The following is a 17,913-nucleotide window of genomic DNA, read 5'->3' on the forward strand; positions in this document are numbered from 1 at the left end:
GCGGTCCGGCGTGTGGCCCCGGGCCGGTCGGCCCGGGGAACGGCCAGGCGGGGTGCGGTGTGGCGGTCGGCTGGGGCGGCGCGCCGGGCGTCGGGTGCGGCCAGGCGGGTGCGCCGGCCGGCTCCTCGGGCATCAGGAACCACATGATCGGGTACGCGAGGGCGGCGATCCCGCCGGTCACCAGGGTGACGACGGCGAATGCCACCCGGACCAGGGTGGGATCGACGCCGAAGTAGCGGCCGAGACCGCTGGCCACCCCGGCGATCATCCGGTCGGTGGTGGGGCGGCGCAGTTGCCGGTACGGAGCGTGAGGTGTGGAAGTCATGTCTCCACGGTCCTCGTCGCGCAGCGTATCGACCTCGGTGACCGCCCGGATCCCTACCCTGAACCCTGTCTCAGGGGCGAGGTATCAGTCAGGAATCCGACTCTTTTCCGCGTCGGTAACGGGTGGCGGGGAGAATTTGGCTCCGTGACCACCATGCTGGAGCCGCTGCGCAGGATCGCGGCATACGCAGTCTGTACTGATTCCGTAGACCGAGTGCTGCTGGTCCGCGCATCGGAGCGCTCCGGCACCCCCGGCACGTGGTCCCTGCCCGGCGGGGCGGTCGACCACGGCGAGGACCCGCACCACACCGTCGTCCGTGAGACCGCCGCCGAGACCGGCCTGTCGGTGGCCGTCGCCAGCCTGCACGACGTGCTGGCCGACATGCGGGCACTGCCCGAGCGGGGCATCACCATCCACACCGACCGGTTGGTCTACCGGGTGTCGGTCCGGGGCGGCTCGCTCACCGACCGGGTCGACCGACCCACCGACCTGGCCCGCTGGTTCACCCGGGAGGAGGCGGCGCGGTTGCCGCTCCGCTCGTTCACCGCCCGCGCGCTCGGGCTGCCCGCCTCGTCGGCGGACATCGTGCCGGACGAGCCGCCGGAGTTCCCCTCCTTCTACGCGGTGCCCGGCCCGGACGGGCTGCACCGGGCGCAGCGCTTCGCCGCGTACGCCGTGGTGACCGACCCGGAAGGTCGGGTGCTGCTGACCCGGGTTTCCGACGGCTACCCGGGTGCCGGCTGCTGGCACCTGCCCGGGGGCGGTACCGACTACGGCGAGCAGCCGGGCGCGGCGCTGATCCGGGAGCTGGTCGAGGAGACCGGGCAGACCGGGCGGCTCGTCGGGCTGCTCGGGGTGGCCAGTCACCGGGACGCTGCCTCGCTCGGCCCGGAGGGTTACCCGATCGACTGGCACGGGGTGCGGGCCTTCTACCGGGTGGTGGTGGACCAGCCGGCCCCGCCCACCGTCGGTGACGTCGGGGGCTCCACCTGCGAGGCCCGCTGGTTCGCCCGGGAGGAACTCGGCGCCCTGCCCACCGACCGCCTCACCGAGGTCACCGCCGAAGCCGTCCAAGCCGCCCAGCTGACCTGACCCACCCACGCATCGTGCCTGGGTACGTGCGCGCGTCGATCATGAAGTTATTGTTCCGACAAGCCTGGCGACGGCGATAGCTTCATGATCGACGCTGTTCCGCAGGACGCGGTGGCGCGGGCGCGGTGGTGGACGGGGGCGTGGGGTTGTGGAGCGGGTGCGGCGGGTTGGCGCGTACGGCGTGTTGCGGGACGCCGAGCGGCAGGTGTTGCTGGTGCGGGGCTCCTCGTTGGCGGACTTTCCCGGGGTGTGGTCGCTGCCCGGCGGTGGACTGGAACACGCCGAACATCCCGCGCACGCGGTGGTCCGCGAGGTCGCCGAGGAGACCGGGTTGACCGTCGAGGTGAGCGGGCTGCGCGCGGTCGTCGCTGACGTGGTGCCGTACCCGGAGCTCGGGGTCGCCCTGCACACCGATCGGATGCTGTTCGACGTGGCGACGATCGGTGGACGGTTGTGTGCCGAGCGCGACGGCAGCACCGACCTGGCCCGTTGGCTGACCCTGGACGAGGCGGCCGAGCTGCCGCTGCTGCCGTTCACCGCCGAAGCTCTCGGTCTGCCGGTCGTTCCGCTGCCCTCCGATGCCCTGCGCCGTCGAGAGCCGTTCCCCGGCCCTGGGACCAATCGCCGGCAGCGCTTCGGGGCGTACGGGATGGTCACCGACCCGGACGGACGGGTGTTGCTGACCATGATCGCCGAGGGCTACCCGGGAGCGGGCCGATGGCACCTGCCCGGTGGAGGCACCGATCACGGTGAACAACCCGTCACCGCGTTGCTACGGGAGCTGGTCGAGGAGTCCGGCCAACTGGGCCGGGTGACCGGGCTGATCGGGGTGGACAACCTGCACAATCCGGCGGCCCTGGGCCCGGAGGGATACCCCATCGACTGGCACGGCATCCGGGTCGTCTACCGGGTGGAGGTCGACCTGCCGACCGAACCGGCGGTGACCGAACTGGCCGGCGGCTCCACCGCTCGTGCCGCCTGGTTCACCCCAGTTGAGCTGCGGAATCTTCCGTTGACTGAGATCGCGGTGATGGTCCTGTAGCCGTCCAGGTGAACCCACGGTGACCATGTCGGGCCGATCTCGCCACCGAGCCGGGGCGGACGACCTCCGGTACAGTCAAGGCAGGGCAGGCGTAGAAAACGGGCGATGGTGTCCCGGATGGGAATAAGACGGCGGTTCGCGCGGTTAAGGGAGATATAAGTACCGCCGGCAGCTATCGCCATTCCCCACCCCCCTGTGCGATGGTGTACTCCGCAAAACGGCTGCCGGGCCAGGAAGGTCCGGCACGAGACAGCCGGACGCCCGCCACGTTGCGGTAAGCCGATCCGGTGATGGAGGAAACGTGCCGAGAGCCCCATGGCGCCGGCGTCGTACGACTGACAGCCCGCGTCCCGCAGGGCGAAGCTGGACGGGCCCGCTGCGCCGCAGCGGCACCCTCGCCCGCCAGGTCCTGCTGGTCCGCGTCGGCCGCCGAGGTGCGGAGATGCACGGCGCGACCGACCTGTTGCCCGAGCCCCGGTATCAGGACCGCCCGCGTCGCCGATACGGCCTCCGGCGGTCCCGCCGCACCGGGATGGAGACCATCGCCCCGGTCGGCCCACTGGCCGGCCCGGTCACGGTCAACCCACCCGTTGCGCCGGCTCCGGCGCTGGACGCGTCGACAGCGACACCGGCGCCGCTGCTGCCAGGCGAGCGGACCCCGGCCCGGCGGATGAAGTTCGCCCTGGTCAACGCCTGCACGCTGGCCAGCCTGCTGCTCGGCATCAACGCGATCTTCGTCGCCATGCAGGGTGAGGTGCGGCTGGCCGCGTTCCTCCTGATCGCCTGCGTCGCGTTCGACGGCCTGGACGGCGCGCTGGCCCGCAAGCTCGGGGTGTCCAGCCCGTTCGGTGCCCAGATGGACTCGCTGGCCGACATGTGCTCCTTCGGTCTCGCCGCACCCGTGGTGGTCTACGCGTCGCTGGCCGGTTCCGCGCCGACGGCCGCCGCCGCTGTGGCCGCCGCGCTCGTCGCCGCCTGCGCCGCCATCCGGCTGGCGAGGTTCAACGTCTCGCCGAGCGACGGACGGTTCTTCTCCGGCGTACCCACCACCATGGCCGCTGCCGTGCTCGCCCTGATGGTGGTGATCGGAATGCCGGTGCCGGGGGCGGTGCAGATCGCCGGGGTGGCCCTGCTCGCCTTCACCATGGTCAGCAGCTTCCCCTACGCCAAGCTCGCCCGCCTGGTCAAGCTGCCGCCGTGGGTCTGGCTCGCGCCGGTGATCGGCGCCCTGATCGACGTCCGGCTCACCTTCGGGCTGATCGTGGTCGGATATCTGGTCAGCGGTCCGGTGCTCTGGCTGCGCCAGCGTCGCACCATCGTCTGACCCGCTGCTGAAAAGGGGTGTCGCGGCCAAGCCGCGACACCCCTTTCTCTTCGCCCCATCTCCGCCAGGCGGCACCCAACTCGCGGCATGTCGCGGCCTCCGGGCCGGCTGGGGGCCCAGGTTGCCGCAACCCGCGTGCCGGCCCACCCGCGTGCCGGCCCAGATCCGCGTGCCGGCCGCGACCCGCGTGCGGTCGCCTACCGGGTCAGCGCCAGCGGGCGATCACGGTCGATCCACCGATCACCTTGTCACCCGGGCCGACCAGCGGCTCCGCGGCCTCTGCCGGCAGGTAGACGTCGGTACGCGAGCCGAAGCGGATCAGCCCGAACCGTTCGCCCCGGGCCAGCAACGCGCCGATCGGAGCGCGCTGCACGATCCGGCGGGCGATCAGGCCGGTCCGCTGGGCCACCACCACGGTGCCGTGGGCGGTGTCCAACACCGTGTAGGCGGCCACGTTGTGCTCCGCGTCCGGCTTCATCGCGTTGACGAACCCGCCGTCGGCGACGAAGTAGTCGACCACCTTGCCGGCCACCGGGGAGCGGTTGACGTGCACGTCCAGCACCGACAGGAAGACAGCGATCCGGAGGAACTCGCTGTCGCCGAAGCGCTCGTCCGTCAGGCGCTGCACCGACAACACCTGTCCGTCGGCGGCGGCCACCACGGCCGACGGGTCCTCCGGCACGTCCCGCTGCGGGTCCCGGAAGAAGGCCGCCACCGGCGCGGCGGCCAGCGCGGGCAGCAGCCAGAGCTTCGACTTCGGTCGGGCCAGTCGGGTCAGCGCGGCCAGCCCGAGGGCGATGCCGGCGGCGGCGACCCCGTTGGAGTCGATGTGCATGTCGCGGCTGAGCGGCACGCTCGACGGCCGGTACGCGGGAGCGAGCCGCTCGGCCGCTGCGGCCTCGGCCGGGGTGAAGCGGAGCCGGTACACGCGTACCGGCGGGTTGTTGAGCAGCACCAGGTCGTTGCCGACGCCGTACAGCGCGCCCTGCCGGTCCAACTCGGCGGCTGCGCCGGCGGTCCGGGCGACGGCGGTGGCGACGCTGAGCACCGCGCCGTCGGCCAGGTACTTGGTGAGTGTCCCGATGGTGGTGCGGGCCTCGTCAGCGGTGCCGGTGAACGCCTCGGCGGCGATGACCACCGCAGCGGCCTCCGCCTCGGCGAGGCTGTCCACGACCCGGACCCGCTCGGCGACCCAGCGGCCCTGGGCGGTGACGTGCTCCCGCAGCGCCGTGGCGCTGACCCGTTCGGCGGGTACCAGGGTGAGGGTGTCGCCGGGCAGCATCGCTTCGATCGCCGCGGTAAGCACCGCGGACTCCGGAGCCGCGCCGACCAGTAGGGCGGCCTTCGGTTCGTTGATCCGGGCAAGCTCGGAGACGAGGGTACGGGCGGCGCGCTCGCCGAGGCGGACCGGACCGGATCGGTCGGGCGTACGCACGGCGGGGGACTGGGTCATGTCGAACGGGCTCCTGACGGGTAGAGGCGACTGACGCGATGGTCACCGCCGGCGGCGAGGTCGGCCCGGCCACGGACGGCCCGCGCGCCGACGACCCGCGGGGTTGCCCTGCGGCGCGGGCCGGCCAGCGCTGGCGGGAGCACACCGGCCAGCATAGGCGGCGAGCGACAGTGGCCGCACGGTCAGGCGTCGCGCCCCTGCCGTCCGGGCGGTGGCGTCTCGTCCGCCCCGCCGAACAGATCCAGCGTGCGGTCCACCTGCGGATCCGGGTCGGCCGCCCGTGCCGAGCTGACCGGGGCCGGCTCGTCCGTCGGGGTGTCGGGACTCACCGGGCCCGGAAGCGGATCGGCGGCGCTCTCCGCGGCGTCCGGTGCGGATTCTTTCCGGCCGGTGTCGTCGGGAGTGTCGGCCGGTGCGGGCCGACCGTTGTATCGGCTGGAACGCAGGGCGCCGATCAGGCCGAGCCCGCCGACCAGGATCAGTCCGCCGGCCAGGAACCAGCCGGCCGGTGGCAGTACGAGACCGAGCACCTGGGCGAGCAGCCACCAGGCGGCGAGGGCGAGAAAGAGCAGCCCGAAGGCGAACGACACCAGGTCGGTGCGGTGGGTCCTCACCGGGTCACCTCCATGTGTCCGGCGTTGACGTGCAGGTTGAGGCGCAGTTTGCCGCCCCCGGCGCCGTCCGGACCCAGATCGACGACGTCAACGGGCCGGTTGTCCATGCCCTGCGTTCGCTGGCCGAGGACGTTCGCGTCACCGGCGGTCACCTGGGTCACCGCCGTGACGTCCACGTTCGGTGGCAGCACCACGGTGGCCTCACCGAAGTTGATGGCGACGGTTATCTCCGTCTCCTGCTGGTCGAAGTCGATCGCCCGCAGGTCGAGCACCGCGTCGCCGAAACTCTGTTCGTACCGGACGGCGAGGTCGCGGTGGCTCGTCGGTGCCCAGGTGACCGCGCCGTCCACCCCGCGTACCCGGTCGTAGGACTCGACGACCGTGACCACGGCCAGGGCGGCGGCGGTCACCAGCCCGAGCGCGATCAGCCAGCGGGCCCGCCCGAACCAGGTACCCACGAGCAGGCCGAGGCCGATCACCGCGAGTGCCGCGGCGAAGTAGGCCGACGCGCCGATCTCGAAGACGTCCAGCAGGTCGAGCACGCCGACCAGCCCCAACGCGACAAAGATCAACGAGAAGGTCACCGCGCCCAGGGCCGATCGTTCCCGTGGCTTGCGGGGCGGCTTCGACTTGGGCGGTGGCGGCGGGGCCACCTTCGGCGGCCCGGCGTAAGGGCCGTGCGGGGCGAACGGGGGACGGTAGGTCGGTGGGGTGACCGCCGGGCCCGCCGCGGCGGCGCTCGTCGGCCATGCCGACGCCGTCGGCAACTGCATGGTTGGCTCCTCAGGCCCGCCCGGCACCGACGGTGCCGAGGGAACGCCGGACGTCGGGCCGGCTGGGTGGAAGACGGGCGGCGCGACCGTCGTGGTCCGGCCGAATTCCGGGTACGCGGCCGGATAGGCGGTCGGCCCGGGATAGCTGACCGGCGGCACCGGACCGGGTGGCGGAGGTGGACTCGCGCCGACACCAGCGTCCGGCGTACCCGGTACGGCCGACTCGGGTCGGGCTTCGCGCTGCTGACGATTCAGCAGCAGCGCGCCGCCGACCAGGATGGCCGCGCCGAGCAGTACCGCGCGGAAGGCGTCGGTGACGACGAAGCCGAAGCCCACCGCCACCACCACGCCGAGGACGATCACGGTGACCGGGGACATGCTGGAACGCCCACGGCCCAGCATGGACTCGATGGGCGAGGCGGTGTCGCCCTCGCCCGGGATGATCAACCAGGCGGCGACGTAGACCAGGATGCCGACACCGCCGAAGAAGCCCAGGACCGCCAACAGCACCCGCCAGAGCACGGGGTCGGTGTTGGTGGCTCGACCGACGGCAGCACAGACGCCCGCCAGGTAGCGGCCCTCGCGTGGCCGGACCAGCCCGTACCGCGAGGTGAAGCCGGCGCCGCCGAACGGCCCGCCCGGGCCGCCTCCCGGCGGCGGCGCACCGGCCCCGCCCCACCACCCTGGCCCGCCGGGTCGGCCCGGTCCGCCCGGCCCCCCGGGTCCGCCCGACTCCCCGGGTCCGCCCGGCCCCCCGGGTCCGCCCGACTCCCCGGGTCCGCCCGGCCCTCCGGGTCCGCCCGGCCCCCCCGGCCCGGCGGACGGTGGCGCGGTGTGCCATGCCGTTCCGCCGGTGGGCGGTGGCGCGGCGGCAACGGGCGGCGGTGCGTCGTCCCACGCCGCTCCACCGGTGGGCGCCCGCCCGTCGGCCGGTGCGGCCGGGCCGTCCGCCTCGGCACCGGGGGATTCGGGTACGGCCGGCCCGGTGGCCGCCGGAGGCGTCGACTCCGGTTCGGTCGGCCCCGGCCGGTGCGGCTGGGCAGCGTCGTCGGTCATGCCTCGATCCTGCTGCGCCCGATGCCCGAGCGGCCTCCGGAAGCGACCCTGACCCCACCCTGAGATCCGACCGGCCCGAATGTCGGGGGCGTCCCCGTGGTCGGGCGGCCACGCCGCGTGTGACGATCGGATCGGCGCCGGAAATCCTCGCCTCTCGTCCGGCTCGACAGTCCTGACCAGGGAGCCCGCGATCAGCAGCATCAGTCAACCACCCCGCCTCTACCGCGCCCCGGAGCACCGGATGGCCGCCGGGGTGGCCGCCGGCATCGCCGAGCATCTCGGAGTTCCGGTGGTCCGGGTCCGGATCGCCTTCATGGTGCTGCTCGGGCTGAGCGGGTTGGGTCTGCTGCTCTATGCCGCCTTCTGGGCGGTCGTGCCGCTGCGACCCGGTGACAACGCCGTACCGCCGCGCCGCGATGTCGGCCAGCTGCTGCCCTTCGTGGCCATCGGGCTCGGCGTACTGCTGATCCAGGTGATGGTCTTCGACTCGGTCGGCGCGGCCGGCACGGCGGGCTGGTTGGTCGCCATCATCGCGGTCGGCGCGGGCGTGATCTGGCACCAGTCCGCGCCCGAGCGGCGACGGCAGTGGGGCGAGTCGATGCCGGTGCCCTGGCTCGGCGCGGTGATAGAGGAGAGCGACCGGCGGGCCTTCGTGCTGCGCTTCGTCGGGGGCGGGGTGCTGGTCGCGGTCGGCATCATCGGTGTGGCCGCGGTCTACTCCCCGGCGCAGAACCTCGACGCCGTGATCAACGGAGTGATCTTCGCGTCGGTCGGGCTGGCGGGTGTGGGGGTGGTGGCCGCGCCGGTGCTCTGGCGCACCTGGAACCAGCTCCGCTCCGAGCGCGAGGGGCGCATCCGCGAGCAGGAGCGGGCCGAACTGGCGGCCATGGTGCACGACCAGGTGCTGCACACCCTCGCGTTGATCCAGCGCAACGCCAGCGACGTCAAGACGGTGCAGCGGCTCGCCCGGGGCCAGGAGCGCTCGCTGCGCAACTGGCTCTACAAGCCCACCGCGTCACCCACCGAACGCCTCGCCGCCGCGCTGGAGCAGGCCGCGGCCGAGGTGGAGGACACCTTCGCGATCACCGTGGAGGCGGTCGTGGTGGGCGACCGGGAGACCGACGAGCGGGTCGGCGCGCTGGTGGCCGCGGCGCGCGAGGCGCTGGTGAACGCCGCCCGGCACGCCGGGGTGCAGACCGTCTCGCTCTACGCCGAGGTCGAGCCCGAACAGGTAAGTGTCTTCGTACGGGATCGGGGTGTCGGGTTCGATCCGGATACGGTGGAGGACCATCGGCACGGTGTCCGAGGCTCGATCGTCGGGCGGATGAAACGGCACGGTGGCCGGGCGGAGATCCGCTCCCGGCCTGGAGAGGGGACCGAGGTCCGGCTGATCCTGCCGATCGCCCGGGAGTCGGCCACTGCGGAGAGGGACAAATGATGGCCGAGCAGTCGACACCACCGGTCGAGCCGGAGAGCACCGGGCCCGGACGGCTGCGGGTGTTCCTGGTCGACGACCACGCCATGTTCCGAGCCGGGGTACGCGCCGAACTCGGTGCGCACGTCGAGGTGGTGGGCGAGGCGAGCACGGTGGCCGAGGCGGTCAGCCGGATCGCGGCCACCGGACCGGACGTGGTCCTGCTCGACGTGCACATGCCCGACGGTGGTGGGCGGGCGGTGCTGGAGGCGATGCGGCGCAGCCATCCCGAGGTCCGCTTCCTGGCACTCAGCGTCTCCGACGCGGCCGAGGATGTGATCGGGCTGATCCGGGCGGGTGCGCGTGGTTACGTCACCAAGACCATCTCGCCGGACGAGTTGGCCGCGGCGATCCGGCGGGTGGCCGACGGCGACGCGGTGTTCAGCCCGCGCCTGGCCGGTTTCGTACTGGACGCCTTCGCCGCCCGGCCGGACGCCCCGGTCGCCGATCCGGAACTGGACCAGCTGACCAACCGGGAACGCGAGGTGCTGCGGCTGCTCGCCCGGGGGTACGCGTACAAGGAAATCGCCCGGGAGCTTTACATCTCGATCAAGACCGTCGAGACGCACGTCTCGAACGTGCTGCGCAAACTCCAGATGTCCAACCGGTACGAGCTGTCCCGCTGGGCGGCGGACCGGCGTTTGGTATAACCGACCTTCTCGGCATAAGCGGCTAATCAGGCCGCAGGGCGTGACATGTGATCAAGTCGCGGTCAATAATGCCCCTCGCCTTTCCTTGCGTGCGGATGCCGTTCATCCCGCGGGAACGGCGACTCCGGCCACCCGCGCGTACGCGGGTCACTCCCTGCCCGAGAGGTGCACGAAAATCATGATCGGACAACGAGGACGGCGCTGGGCGCGGATCGCGCTCGCGGCCGTCACCGGCGGCGCGCTGGCGCTCGGTGCCGCCGCCCCTGCCGCCGCCGAGGACCCGGCCACCGGCGTGGCGAAGTCGGTGCCGGACAGCACCGTCAAGCTGCTGCTCGACGGCAAGGTCAAGCGGACCTCGGCACTGGCAATCAAGATCGACGGAAAGCAGCTTCCGGCCTTCTGCATCGACTACCACACGAACGTCGCGATCAACGGCAAGTACCAGGAGGGCACCTGGGACGAGTCCCAGGTGAAGAACCTCGCGAAGGTGCAGTGGGTGCTGACCCACGGGTACCCGAACGCCGACTCCGCCGCGCTGCTGGCCGCCGCCGGTGCCACCGTGCCCGCCGGGACGGACGCGAAGGTACGCCGCAACCTGCTCTACTTCGGTACCCAGACCGCCGTGTGGCACTTCAGCGACGGCATCGAACTCGGTGACTGGGCCGCCGGGCGTGGCCTGATCAACAAGCAGCGGTACGCAGTGATCAAGAAGGTCCACGACTATCTGGTCGCGAATGCCACCGACCAGCCCGAGCCGAAGGCCGAGCTGAGCATCGATCCGGCCACCGCCACCGCGAAGGTCGGGGAGAAGGCCGGTCCGTTCACCGTGACGGGGCCGGCGGGTGAGATCACGCTGGCCGTCACCGGCGGGTCGGCGGTCGACGCCGAGGGCGCGCCCGTGACCACGACCGACAACGGCGGCCAGTTCTGGCTCACGACCGAGGAAGCCGGCGAGGTCAGCGTGACCGCGTCCGCCGCCGACTCGGTCTCCTTCGGCCGGGTGTTCCTCTACACCGGGCCCAAGGCGGCGCAGAAGCTGATCCTGGGCGGCAGCACCGGCGCCACGGTGACCGCCGAGGCGAAGGCCACCTTCACGGCGCCGCAGCCGAGCCCCGAGCCGACGACGCCGGAGCCGACGCCGTCCACCCCGACGGAGTCCCCGTCGCCGGAGCCGACGCCGAGCACTCCCGAGGAGTCGCCGGCGAGTCCCGCCCCGTCCACCTCGCCGGCCTCGAACGACGGTGGTCTGCCGCTGACCGGTGCGCCGATCGTCACCGCGATCGCCGCCGGCCTGGTGCTCCTGGTCGCCGGTGCGGTCACCGTCCTGGTGCTGCGTCGTCGCAGGATCCACTTCACGGCCTGATCACCACGCCGCGACACCACGTCCGACCCCGGATTCCGCAGCAACGCGGGATTCGGGGTCGGACCGCTTTTGGGGGGCAGGAGTCCGTCAGCCGACCAAGACGATCGACCGCTGGTCTGGAATCAGACTCATACTTTCGGATAGGATTGCGGAAGGAGTGGCGGGATTCACGTCGATGCTCCGGCGGGTTCGCGGAGTCGTCGGGCCCGCGTCATCCGACGGTCGGCCGAGCGTGGAAATGTGGTTGACGAGCAGCTCATACCATGCCTCCAACGCGCCGGAGTGGTGCCTGTGGGTCGATGTCGGCACCGTCCCGGGCGGGTATCGGGTTGATAACACGCCTTCCCGCCTGGGCGCATCGGGTGTCACAGTTGCAGGCACCTCACAACCCCCTCGTGAGCCGAGCGCCCTGAGGAGGCACTCCCATGCGCGGGAAATTCCTGAAGGTGGCGGTCGCGGCGACCGCCACCGCCATGTTGGCTACCGCCTGTAGCAGCGGTGGCGACGACAACGAGCCGGCCGGCGAGTCCGGCGGCACGCTGCGGGTGTACAACGCCGAGCCGGCGTTCCTGACCCCGTCCGGCGGCGACGACGAGCCGTCGTTGTACGTGATCCGTCAGCTGTACCGCGGTCTGGTCAAGTACAACGCCGAGACCTCGGCGGTCGAGATGGACCTGGCCGAGTCGGTCGAGTCGACCGACCAGAAGCTGTGGACGATCAAGCTCAAGAGCGGCTACACCTTCGACAACGGTGAGCCGGTCAACGCCGACGCGTTCCTCCGGTCGTGGAACTACGCCGCTTACGGGCCGAACGCCCAGAACAACGGCTACTTCATGAAGCGGATCGCCGGTAAGGCGGACGTGGCGCCGGCGGACCCGGACGGCGAGGGCCCGAAGAAGGCTCCGGAGCCGACCGCCGAGACCATGTCGGGTCTCAAGAAGGTCGACGACCTGACCTTCACCGTCGAGCTCGACGCGCCGTTCTCCGGTTTCCCGACCACGATCGGTTACCCGGGCTTCTTCCCGATGGCCCAGGCCTGCGTCGACGACATCGCGAAGTGCAACGAGACGCCGATCGGCAACGGCCCCTACAAGATCGATGGCAGCTGGCAGCACAACGTCGCCATCAACCTGGTCCGTAGCGACACCTGGAAGGGTGAGCCGGGCAAGCCGGACCGCATCGAGTACCGGATCTTCGCCGACATCGACGCCGGCTACGCCGCCTTCCAGGCGGGCGAGCTGGACGTGCTCTACACGCTGCCCCCGGCCCGCTACAAGGAGGCCCAGGCGCAGTACGGCGACCGGATGTACGAGCAGCCGGGTGACAGCTTCACCTACGTCGGTATGCCGCTGTACCAGGACGCCTTCAAGGACAAGCGGATCCGTCAGGCGCTGTCGCTGTCGATCGACCGTCAGTCGATCATCGACGCGGTCTTCGACGGCCGGTTCACCCCGGCGACCGGCTACGTGGCCCCGACCTTCGAGGGTGCGCGTGAGGGCGTCTGCAAGTACTGCACCAAGGACGTCGAGAAGGCCAAGCAGCTGCTCGCCGAGGCCGGCGGCTGGCCGGCCGGTGAGAAGCTGATCCTGTGGGCCAACGCCGGTGCCGGCCACGACCTGTGGCTGCAGGCGGTTGGTGACCAGATCAAGGAGGCCCTGGGCATCGACTACGAGCTCAAGGTCAACCTGCAGTTCGCCGAGTACCTCGAGACCGCGGACCAGAAGAAGTTCACCGGTGGGTTCCGCCTCGGCTGGGGTCCGGACTACCCGTTCATGGAGACCTTCCTCTACCCGCTGTACGGCACCGGTGCCGGCAGCAACAACTCGGGCTACACCAACCCGGAGTTCGACGCTCTGATGAAGGAGGGTGACTCGGCCGACTCGATCCAGGCCGCGATCCCGTCCTACCAGAAGGCGGAGGACATCCTCGGCGAGGACCTGCCGGTCATCCCGATGTGGTTCAACAAGGTTGGCGCGGTCTACAGCGAGAACGTCGACCAGTTCGTCTGGAACGCCGTCTCGGATGCCGACTACGGTGCGATTTCGCTGAAGCAGAACTGAGCTTCAGACTCCTGATCCTGCCGTAATACGACGTGGCGGCAACGGTGACCCCAACAGGGTGATCGTTGCCGCCACGTCAGCGCCGAGAGGAGACCCCGTCATGGGGCGCTACGTCATTCGACGGTTGCTCCAGTTCATCCCCACCGTGCTGGGCACCATGTTCCTACTGCACTACATGACCTCGCTGGCGATCCAGTTCAGCGGGAACCCGGTCCGGGCGCTGTTCGGGGACCGAACGCCGGATCCCGCGCTGCTTGCGGCGATCACCGAGCGGCTCGGCTACGGCGACCCCTGCCTGGACCAGCGGGGCAACCCCTGTTTCGGGCTCTTCCTGGACCGTTTGCAGAACATCTTCTTCCACTTCGACTTCGGCATCAACCTGCGCCAGCGGGAGGTCACCGACCTGGTCGCCGATGCCATTCCGTTCACCCTCAAGCTGCTGGTCATCGCGATCGTGTTCGAGGCGGTCGTCGGCATCGCAGCGGGTGTGCTTGCCGGTCTGCGCGGCGGTAGCTTCACCGACTACCTGGTGAAGATCAGCACGGTCTTCGTCATCTCGGTGCCGATCTTCGTGTTGGGCCTGGTGGTCCGGGAGTTCGTCGGGGTCAAGTTCGGCAACGTGCTGCGGGACCAGGACTGGATTCCGGACGTGATCTCTTCCGGCATGTTCAGCCCCGGCTTCAAGCCCGACTATCCGTTCGCAAGCCTGATCATTCCCGGCATGGTGCTCGGCGCGGTCTCGCTCGCTACCACCGCCCGGCTCACCCGGACCAGCATCATGGAGAACATCCGTGCTGACTACGTCCGTACCGCCAAGGCCAAGGGGCTGACCAACAAGCGCGTCATCGGCGTGCACACGCTCCGCAACTCGCTGATCCCCGTGATCACCTTCCTCGGCGTCGACATCGGCGCCGCGATGGCCGGCGCGGTCGTCACCGAGACCATCTTCAACGTGCCGGGCATCGGCCGGCTGGTGACGATGTCGGCGCGTACCGGTGAGTCCTCGGTGGTGGTCGGGGTGGTGACCATGCTGGTGCTGGTCGTCCTGCTGGCCAACCTGCTGGTCGACCTGCTCTATGCCGTGCTCGACCCGAGGATCCGCTATGAGTGACCGAATCACGGTGGCGGACGTAGGTCTTCCGACCGTTCCTGATGGCCGGGTGGAGCGAAACGAGGTGTGGACATGAGTGACCTGACTAGCGCGGGCTCCGCCATCGGTGGTGCGCCGGTGGCCGGCGACGGCCCTACGCCTGACGCGCCGGGCGGCAAGGAGCGCAACGCGAGTCTGTGGGCGGACGCCCGGCGGCAGCTGCTGCGCGACCCGGTCTTCGTGATCGCCTTCGTCTACGTTCTCGCGGTCGGCTCGATGGCCCTCTTCCCGAAGCTCTGGACCAGCCAGGACCCGCGGGCGTGCAGCACCGACAGGTCCCGGGTCTCGCCGAGCTGGGAGCACCCCTTCGGCTTCGACGTGCTGGGCTGCGACTACTACTCGCACGCGATCTACGGTGCCCGCCCGTCGATGGTGATCGCGGTGATGGCGACCAGCGGCATCGTGGTGTTCGGTGGGGTGCTCGGCCTGCTCGCCGGCTACTACGGCGGCTGGGTCGACGCGGTCATCTCCCGGGTGATGGACATCTTCTTCTCGCTGCCGTTCCTGCTCGGCGCGATCGTGTTCCTCACGGTGATCAAGCGGCAGAACATCTGGACCATCACCGCGGTGCTGTTCCTACTGGCCTGGCCGACCATCGCCCGGATCATCCGGGGCAGCGTCATCTCGTCGAAGGACCTGGACTACGTGCACGCCGCGAAGGCGGTCGGTGCCCGCAACTCCCGGTTGATGTTCCGGCACATCCTGCCGAACGCGATCGCCCCGATGCTTGTGTACGCCACCATCGTGCTCGGCTCGTTCGTCGCCGCCGAGGCCACGTTGACCTTCCTCGGTGTGGGGCTGCAGCAGCCAGCGCAGTCCTGGGGCATCATGATCAGCACTCACCAGGTCTACTTCCTGGACGACCCGTGGCTGCTGCTCTTCCCCTGTGGTCTGCTGGTCGGCACGGTGCTGTCCTTCATTCTCATGGGTGACGCGCTGCGTGACGCCCTCGACCCGAAGTTCCGGTGAGTCCGATGAGCGAGTCTCAGCGAGCGAATCATCAGCACAGGGCGACGGTGCCTCATGAGGGCACGGAGCGAAGCGGAGTGCCGGCATGAGCGAGCTTCTGCGAGCGAATCATCAGCACAGGGCGACGGTGCCTCATGAGGGCACGGAGCGAAGCGGAGTGCCGGCATGAGCGAGCTTCTGCGAGCGAATCATCAGCACAGGGCGACGGTGCCTCATGAGGGCACGGAGCGAAGCGGAGTGCCGGCATGAGCGAGCTTCTGCGAGCGAATCATCAGCACAGGGCGACGGTGCCTCATGAGGGCACGGAGCGAAGCGGAGTGCCGGCATGAGCACTGATGTGAACGTCAAGATGGAGGCGCTGGCGGGCGTGGACCCGGATGCGCTGCCGCTGCAGGTCAAGGACCTGCACGTGGAGTTCCGCACCCGCAACGGCATCGCTCACGCCGTGAACGGCGTGAGCTTCGACCTGCGAGCGGGTGAGACCCGGGCGATCCTCGGCGAGTCCGGCTGCGGCAAGAGCGTGACCGCTCAGGCGATCATGGGCATCCTGGACACCCCACCCGGCTTCATCACCGGCGGTGAGATCCTCTACCGGGGCGTCGACCTGCTCAAGCTGCCGGAGTCGGAGCGCCGCAAGGTGCGGGCGAACCGGATCGCGATGATCTTCCAGGACGCGCTCTCCGCGTTGAACCCGGTCTTCACCGTCGGTTTCCAGCTGGCCGAGCTGTTCCGCAAGCACCGGGGCATGTCCCGGCAGGACGCCAAGGCCCGTGCCGTCGAGCTGCTGGACTTGGTGAAGATTCCGGCGGCGAAGCAGCGGGTGAACGACTACCCGCACCAGTTCTCGGGTGGTATGCGGCAGCGCGTCATGATCGCGATGGCGTTGGCGCTCGACCCCGAGGTGCTGATCGCCGACGAGCCGACCACCGCGCTGGACGTGACCGTGCAGGCGCAGATCATGGCGCTGCTCGCCGAGTTGCAGCGGGAACGGAACATGGGCCTGGTGCTGATCACCCACGACATGGGTGTGGTGGCCGACGTGGCGGACCGGATCTCGGTGATGTACGCCGGCCGGGTCATCGAGGAAGCCGGCGTGAACGACATCTACGCCAGCCCCGCCCACCCGTACACCAAGGGTCTGCTGGAGTCGATCCCGCGTCTGGACCTCAAGGGTCACGAGCTCAGTGCCATCAAGGGCCTGCCGCCGATGCTTACCAACATCCCGCCGGGCTGCGCCTTCAACCCCCGGTGCGGGTACGCGCAGGAGGTCTGCCGGAAGGACCCGGCGCCGCCGCTGTACCAGGTGTCGCCGAGCCGGACGGCCGCCTGCCACTTCTGGAAGGAGGTCAAGGGCGATGAGTGATGTGGTGCTGGAAACCCGCGACCTGGTCAAGCACTTCCCGCTGACCCGGGGCATCGTCTTCAAGAAGCAGTACGGTGCGGTGCAGGCGGTCGACGGGGTCAACCTGCAACTGCGGCGCGGCGAGACGCTGGGCATCGTGGGCGAGTCCGGCTGCGGCAAGTCGACGTTGGCCCGGCTGCTGGTGGGGCTGGAGACGCCGACCTCCGGCGACCTGTTCGTGCAGGGCAAGAACATGTCAAACGTCGGCGCCGAGGAGCGACGTCGGGGCCGACGCAACATCCAGCTGGTGATGCAGGACCCGTACACCTCGCTCAACCCGCGGATGACCGTCGGCGACATCATCGGCGAGCCCTTCGAGGTGCACCCGGACGTGCTGCCGAAGGGCAAGCGGCGGGCCAGGGTGCAGGAGCTGCTCGATCTGGTCGGTCTCAACCCGGACCACATCACCCGGTACCCGCACCAGTTCTCCGGCGGTCAGCGGCAGCGCATCGGCATCGCCCGGGCGCTGGCGCTCAACCCGGAGATCATCCTGTGTGACGAGCCGGTCTCCGCGCTGGACGTCTCCATCCAGGCCCAGGTGATCAACCTGCTGGAGAAGCTCCAGAAGGAGCTCGGGCTGTCGTACATCTTCATCGCCCACGACCTGTCGGTGGTCCGGCACATCGCCGACCGGGTCGCGGTCATGTACCTCGGCAAGATCATCGAGATCGGCACCGAGGACGAGATCTACGACAACCCGACCCACCCGTACACGCAGGCACTGCTGTCGGCGGTGCCGGTGCCGGATCCGAAGCTGCGTGGGCATCGGGATCAGATCGTGCTGACCGGTGACGTGCCGTCGCCGGCCAACCCGCCCTCGGGCTGCCGGTTCCGTACCCGGTGCTGGAAGGCCCAGGACATCTGCGCCGAGCAGGTGCCGCTGCTGGAGGTCCGCGACAGTTCGGGCCACCCGAGCGCCTGCCACTTCGCTGAGGTACGCGACGTGGTGCACGCGTCGGAGTAGCCCCACAGACGCCGCCGCTCCCGTCCATCCGTACCGGAAGCAGCGGTGAAGGTAGTGCCTCCTCAGTGATTCGGGGCGTCGGCCGTCACCAGCAGCCGGCGCCCCGGTCCACATCCTGCAACACCCACCCACCCACCCAGCCCCAGGTTGATCAAGAAGTTTGCGTCTGGAACAGCGCGAACGCAGACGCAAACTTCTTGAT

The 17,913-nt window shown here is 70.2% G+C and carries 13 protein-coding genes and 2 pseudogenes; 11 read left to right on the forward strand and 4 right to left on the reverse strand.

Annotated elements, in window-relative coordinates; genetic code table 11:
* Positions 1 to 4: 4 nt before the first annotated feature.
* A pseudogene (locus O7624_RS20115) lies at positions 5 to 325 on the reverse strand (PspC domain-containing protein); the annotation flags it as partial.
* 144 nt (positions 326 to 469) lie between these two features.
* Between O7624_RS20115 and O7624_RS20120 the strand changes: the two are divergent.
* The 3 genes from O7624_RS20120 to O7624_RS20130 all read left to right on the forward strand — a co-directional run bounded on the left by O7624_RS20120 (position 470) and on the right by O7624_RS20130 (position 3,783).
* Entirely contained in the window at positions 470 to 1,417 is a 948-nt protein-coding gene (locus tag O7624_RS20120; RefSeq protein ID WP_093404949.1) for an NUDIX hydrolase, read from the forward strand.
* A gap of 148 nt (positions 1,418 to 1,565) precedes the next feature.
* A complete protein-coding gene (locus O7624_RS20125) occupies positions 1,566 to 2,459 on the forward strand; it encodes an NUDIX domain-containing protein (protein WP_282236880.1) in 894 nt (297 codons plus the stop codon).
* Between the two features lie 376 nt (positions 2,460 to 2,835).
* A complete protein-coding gene (locus O7624_RS20130; protein WP_282240686.1) occupies positions 2,836 to 3,783 on the forward strand; it encodes a CDP-alcohol phosphatidyltransferase family protein in 948 nt (315 codons plus the stop codon).
* Between the two features lie 205 nt (positions 3,784 to 3,988).
* Here the strand turns inward: O7624_RS20130 and O7624_RS20135 are convergent, their stop codons facing one another.
* The 3 genes and pseudogenes from O7624_RS20135 to O7624_RS20145 all read right to left on the reverse strand — a co-directional run bounded on the left by O7624_RS20135 (position 3,989) and on the right by O7624_RS20145 (position 7,679).
* Positions 3,989 to 5,236, reverse strand: a complete 1,248-nt coding sequence (locus O7624_RS20135; RefSeq protein ID WP_093404954.1) for a phosphatidylserine decarboxylase — start codon at positions 5,234 to 5,236, stop codon at positions 3,989 to 3,991.
* A gap of 431 nt (positions 5,237 to 5,667) precedes the next feature.
* Positions 5,668 to 5,850, reverse strand: a pseudogene (locus O7624_RS20140) (hypothetical protein); the annotation flags it as partial.
* On the reverse strand, positions 5,847 to 7,679 hold the full coding sequence (locus tag O7624_RS20145) for a PspC domain-containing protein (protein ID WP_282236881.1): 1,833 nt from the start codon (positions 7,677 to 7,679) through the stop codon (positions 5,847 to 5,849). The gene O7624_RS20145 and the pseudogene O7624_RS20140, both read right to left, overlap by 4 nt.
* 172 nt (positions 7,680 to 7,851) lie before the next feature.
* Between O7624_RS20145 and O7624_RS20150 the strand changes: the two genes are divergently transcribed.
* The 8 genes from O7624_RS20150 to O7624_RS20185 all read left to right on the forward strand — a co-directional run bounded on the left by O7624_RS20150 (position 7,852) and on the right by O7624_RS20185 (position 17,711).
* Positions 7,852 to 9,117 carry an ATP-binding protein gene (locus tag O7624_RS20150; protein ID WP_093405467.1) on the forward strand — a complete coding sequence of 422 codons (1,266 nt, stop codon included), beginning with the start codon at positions 7,852 to 7,854 and terminating at the stop codon, positions 9,115 to 9,117.
* The gene (locus O7624_RS20155) at positions 9,117 to 9,803 is read left to right on the forward strand and encodes a response regulator transcription factor (RefSeq protein ID WP_093405465.1); all 687 of its coding nucleotides are present in this window, start codon (positions 9,117 to 9,119) and stop codon (positions 9,801 to 9,803) included. Before O7624_RS20150 ends, O7624_RS20155 begins: the two co-directional genes overlap by 1 nt.
* 178 nt (positions 9,804 to 9,981) lie before the next feature.
* On the forward strand, positions 9,982 to 11,166 hold the full coding sequence (locus O7624_RS20160; protein ID WP_282236882.1) for a thioester domain-containing protein: 1,185 nt from the start codon (positions 9,982 to 9,984) through the stop codon (positions 11,164 to 11,166).
* Between the two features lie 425 nt (positions 11,167 to 11,591).
* Positions 11,592 to 13,226 carry an ABC transporter substrate-binding protein gene (locus O7624_RS20165; RefSeq protein ID WP_093404958.1) on the forward strand — a complete coding sequence of 545 codons (1,635 nt, stop codon included), beginning with the start codon at positions 11,592 to 11,594 and terminating at the stop codon, positions 13,224 to 13,226.
* A gap of 100 nt (positions 13,227 to 13,326) precedes the next feature.
* Positions 13,327 to 14,337 carry an ABC transporter permease gene (locus tag O7624_RS20170; RefSeq protein WP_282236883.1) on the forward strand — a complete coding sequence of 337 codons (1,011 nt, stop codon included), beginning with the start codon at positions 13,327 to 13,329 and terminating at the stop codon, positions 14,335 to 14,337.
* 72 nt (positions 14,338 to 14,409) lie between these two features.
* Positions 14,410 to 15,345 (forward strand): ABC transporter permease, encoded by a 936-nt coding sequence (locus O7624_RS20175; RefSeq protein ID WP_093405472.1) that lies wholly within the window; start codon positions 14,410 to 14,412, stop codon positions 15,343 to 15,345.
* A gap of 325 nt (positions 15,346 to 15,670) precedes the next feature.
* Positions 15,671 to 16,708 carry an ABC transporter ATP-binding protein gene (locus tag O7624_RS20180; protein ID WP_093404964.1) on the forward strand — a complete coding sequence of 346 codons (1,038 nt, stop codon included), beginning with the start codon at positions 15,671 to 15,673 and terminating at the stop codon, positions 16,706 to 16,708.
* A complete protein-coding gene (locus O7624_RS20185; RefSeq protein ID WP_093404968.1) occupies positions 16,701 to 17,711 on the forward strand; it encodes a dipeptide ABC transporter ATP-binding protein in 1,011 nt (336 codons plus the stop codon). Before O7624_RS20180 ends, O7624_RS20185 begins: the two co-directional genes overlap by 8 nt.
* Positions 17,712 to 17,913: the final 202 nt, after the last annotated feature.

Source organism: Verrucosispora sp. WMMD1129 (genome assembly GCF_029581255.1).
Taxonomy (GTDB): domain Bacteria; phylum Actinomycetota; class Actinomycetes; order Mycobacteriales; family Micromonosporaceae; genus Micromonospora; species Micromonospora sediminimaris.

Excerpts from the sequence above, each read along its gene's own strand:
- O7624_RS20155 (WP_093405465.1), top strand. The coding sequence starts at position 9,117 with ATGGCCGAGCAGTCGACACCACCGGTCGAGCCGGAGAGCACCGGGCCC.
- O7624_RS20145 (WP_282236881.1), bottom strand. The coding sequence starts at position 7,679 with ATGACCGACGACGCTGCCCAGCCGCACCGGCCGGGGCCGACCGAACCG.
- O7624_RS20175 (WP_093405472.1), top strand. The coding sequence starts at position 14,410 with ATGAGTGACCTGACTAGCGCGGGCTCCGCCATCGGTGGTGCGCCGGTG.
- O7624_RS20165 (WP_093404958.1), top strand. The coding sequence starts at position 11,592 with ATGCGCGGGAAATTCCTGAAGGTGGCGGTCGCGGCGACCGCCACCGCC.
- O7624_RS20170 (WP_282236883.1), top strand. The coding sequence starts at position 13,327 with ATGGGGCGCTACGTCATTCGACGGTTGCTCCAGTTCATCCCCACCGTG.
- O7624_RS20135 (WP_093404954.1), bottom strand. The coding sequence starts at position 5,236 with ATGACCCAGTCCCCCGCCGTGCGTACGCCCGACCGATCCGGTCCGGTC.
- O7624_RS20180 (WP_093404964.1), top strand. The coding sequence starts at position 15,671 with ATGAGCACTGATGTGAACGTCAAGATGGAGGCGCTGGCGGGCGTGGAC.
- O7624_RS20185 (WP_093404968.1), top strand. The coding sequence starts at position 16,701 with ATGAGTGATGTGGTGCTGGAAACCCGCGACCTGGTCAAGCACTTCCCG.
- O7624_RS20160 (WP_282236882.1), top strand. The coding sequence starts at position 9,982 with ATGATCGGACAACGAGGACGGCGCTGGGCGCGGATCGCGCTCGCGGCC.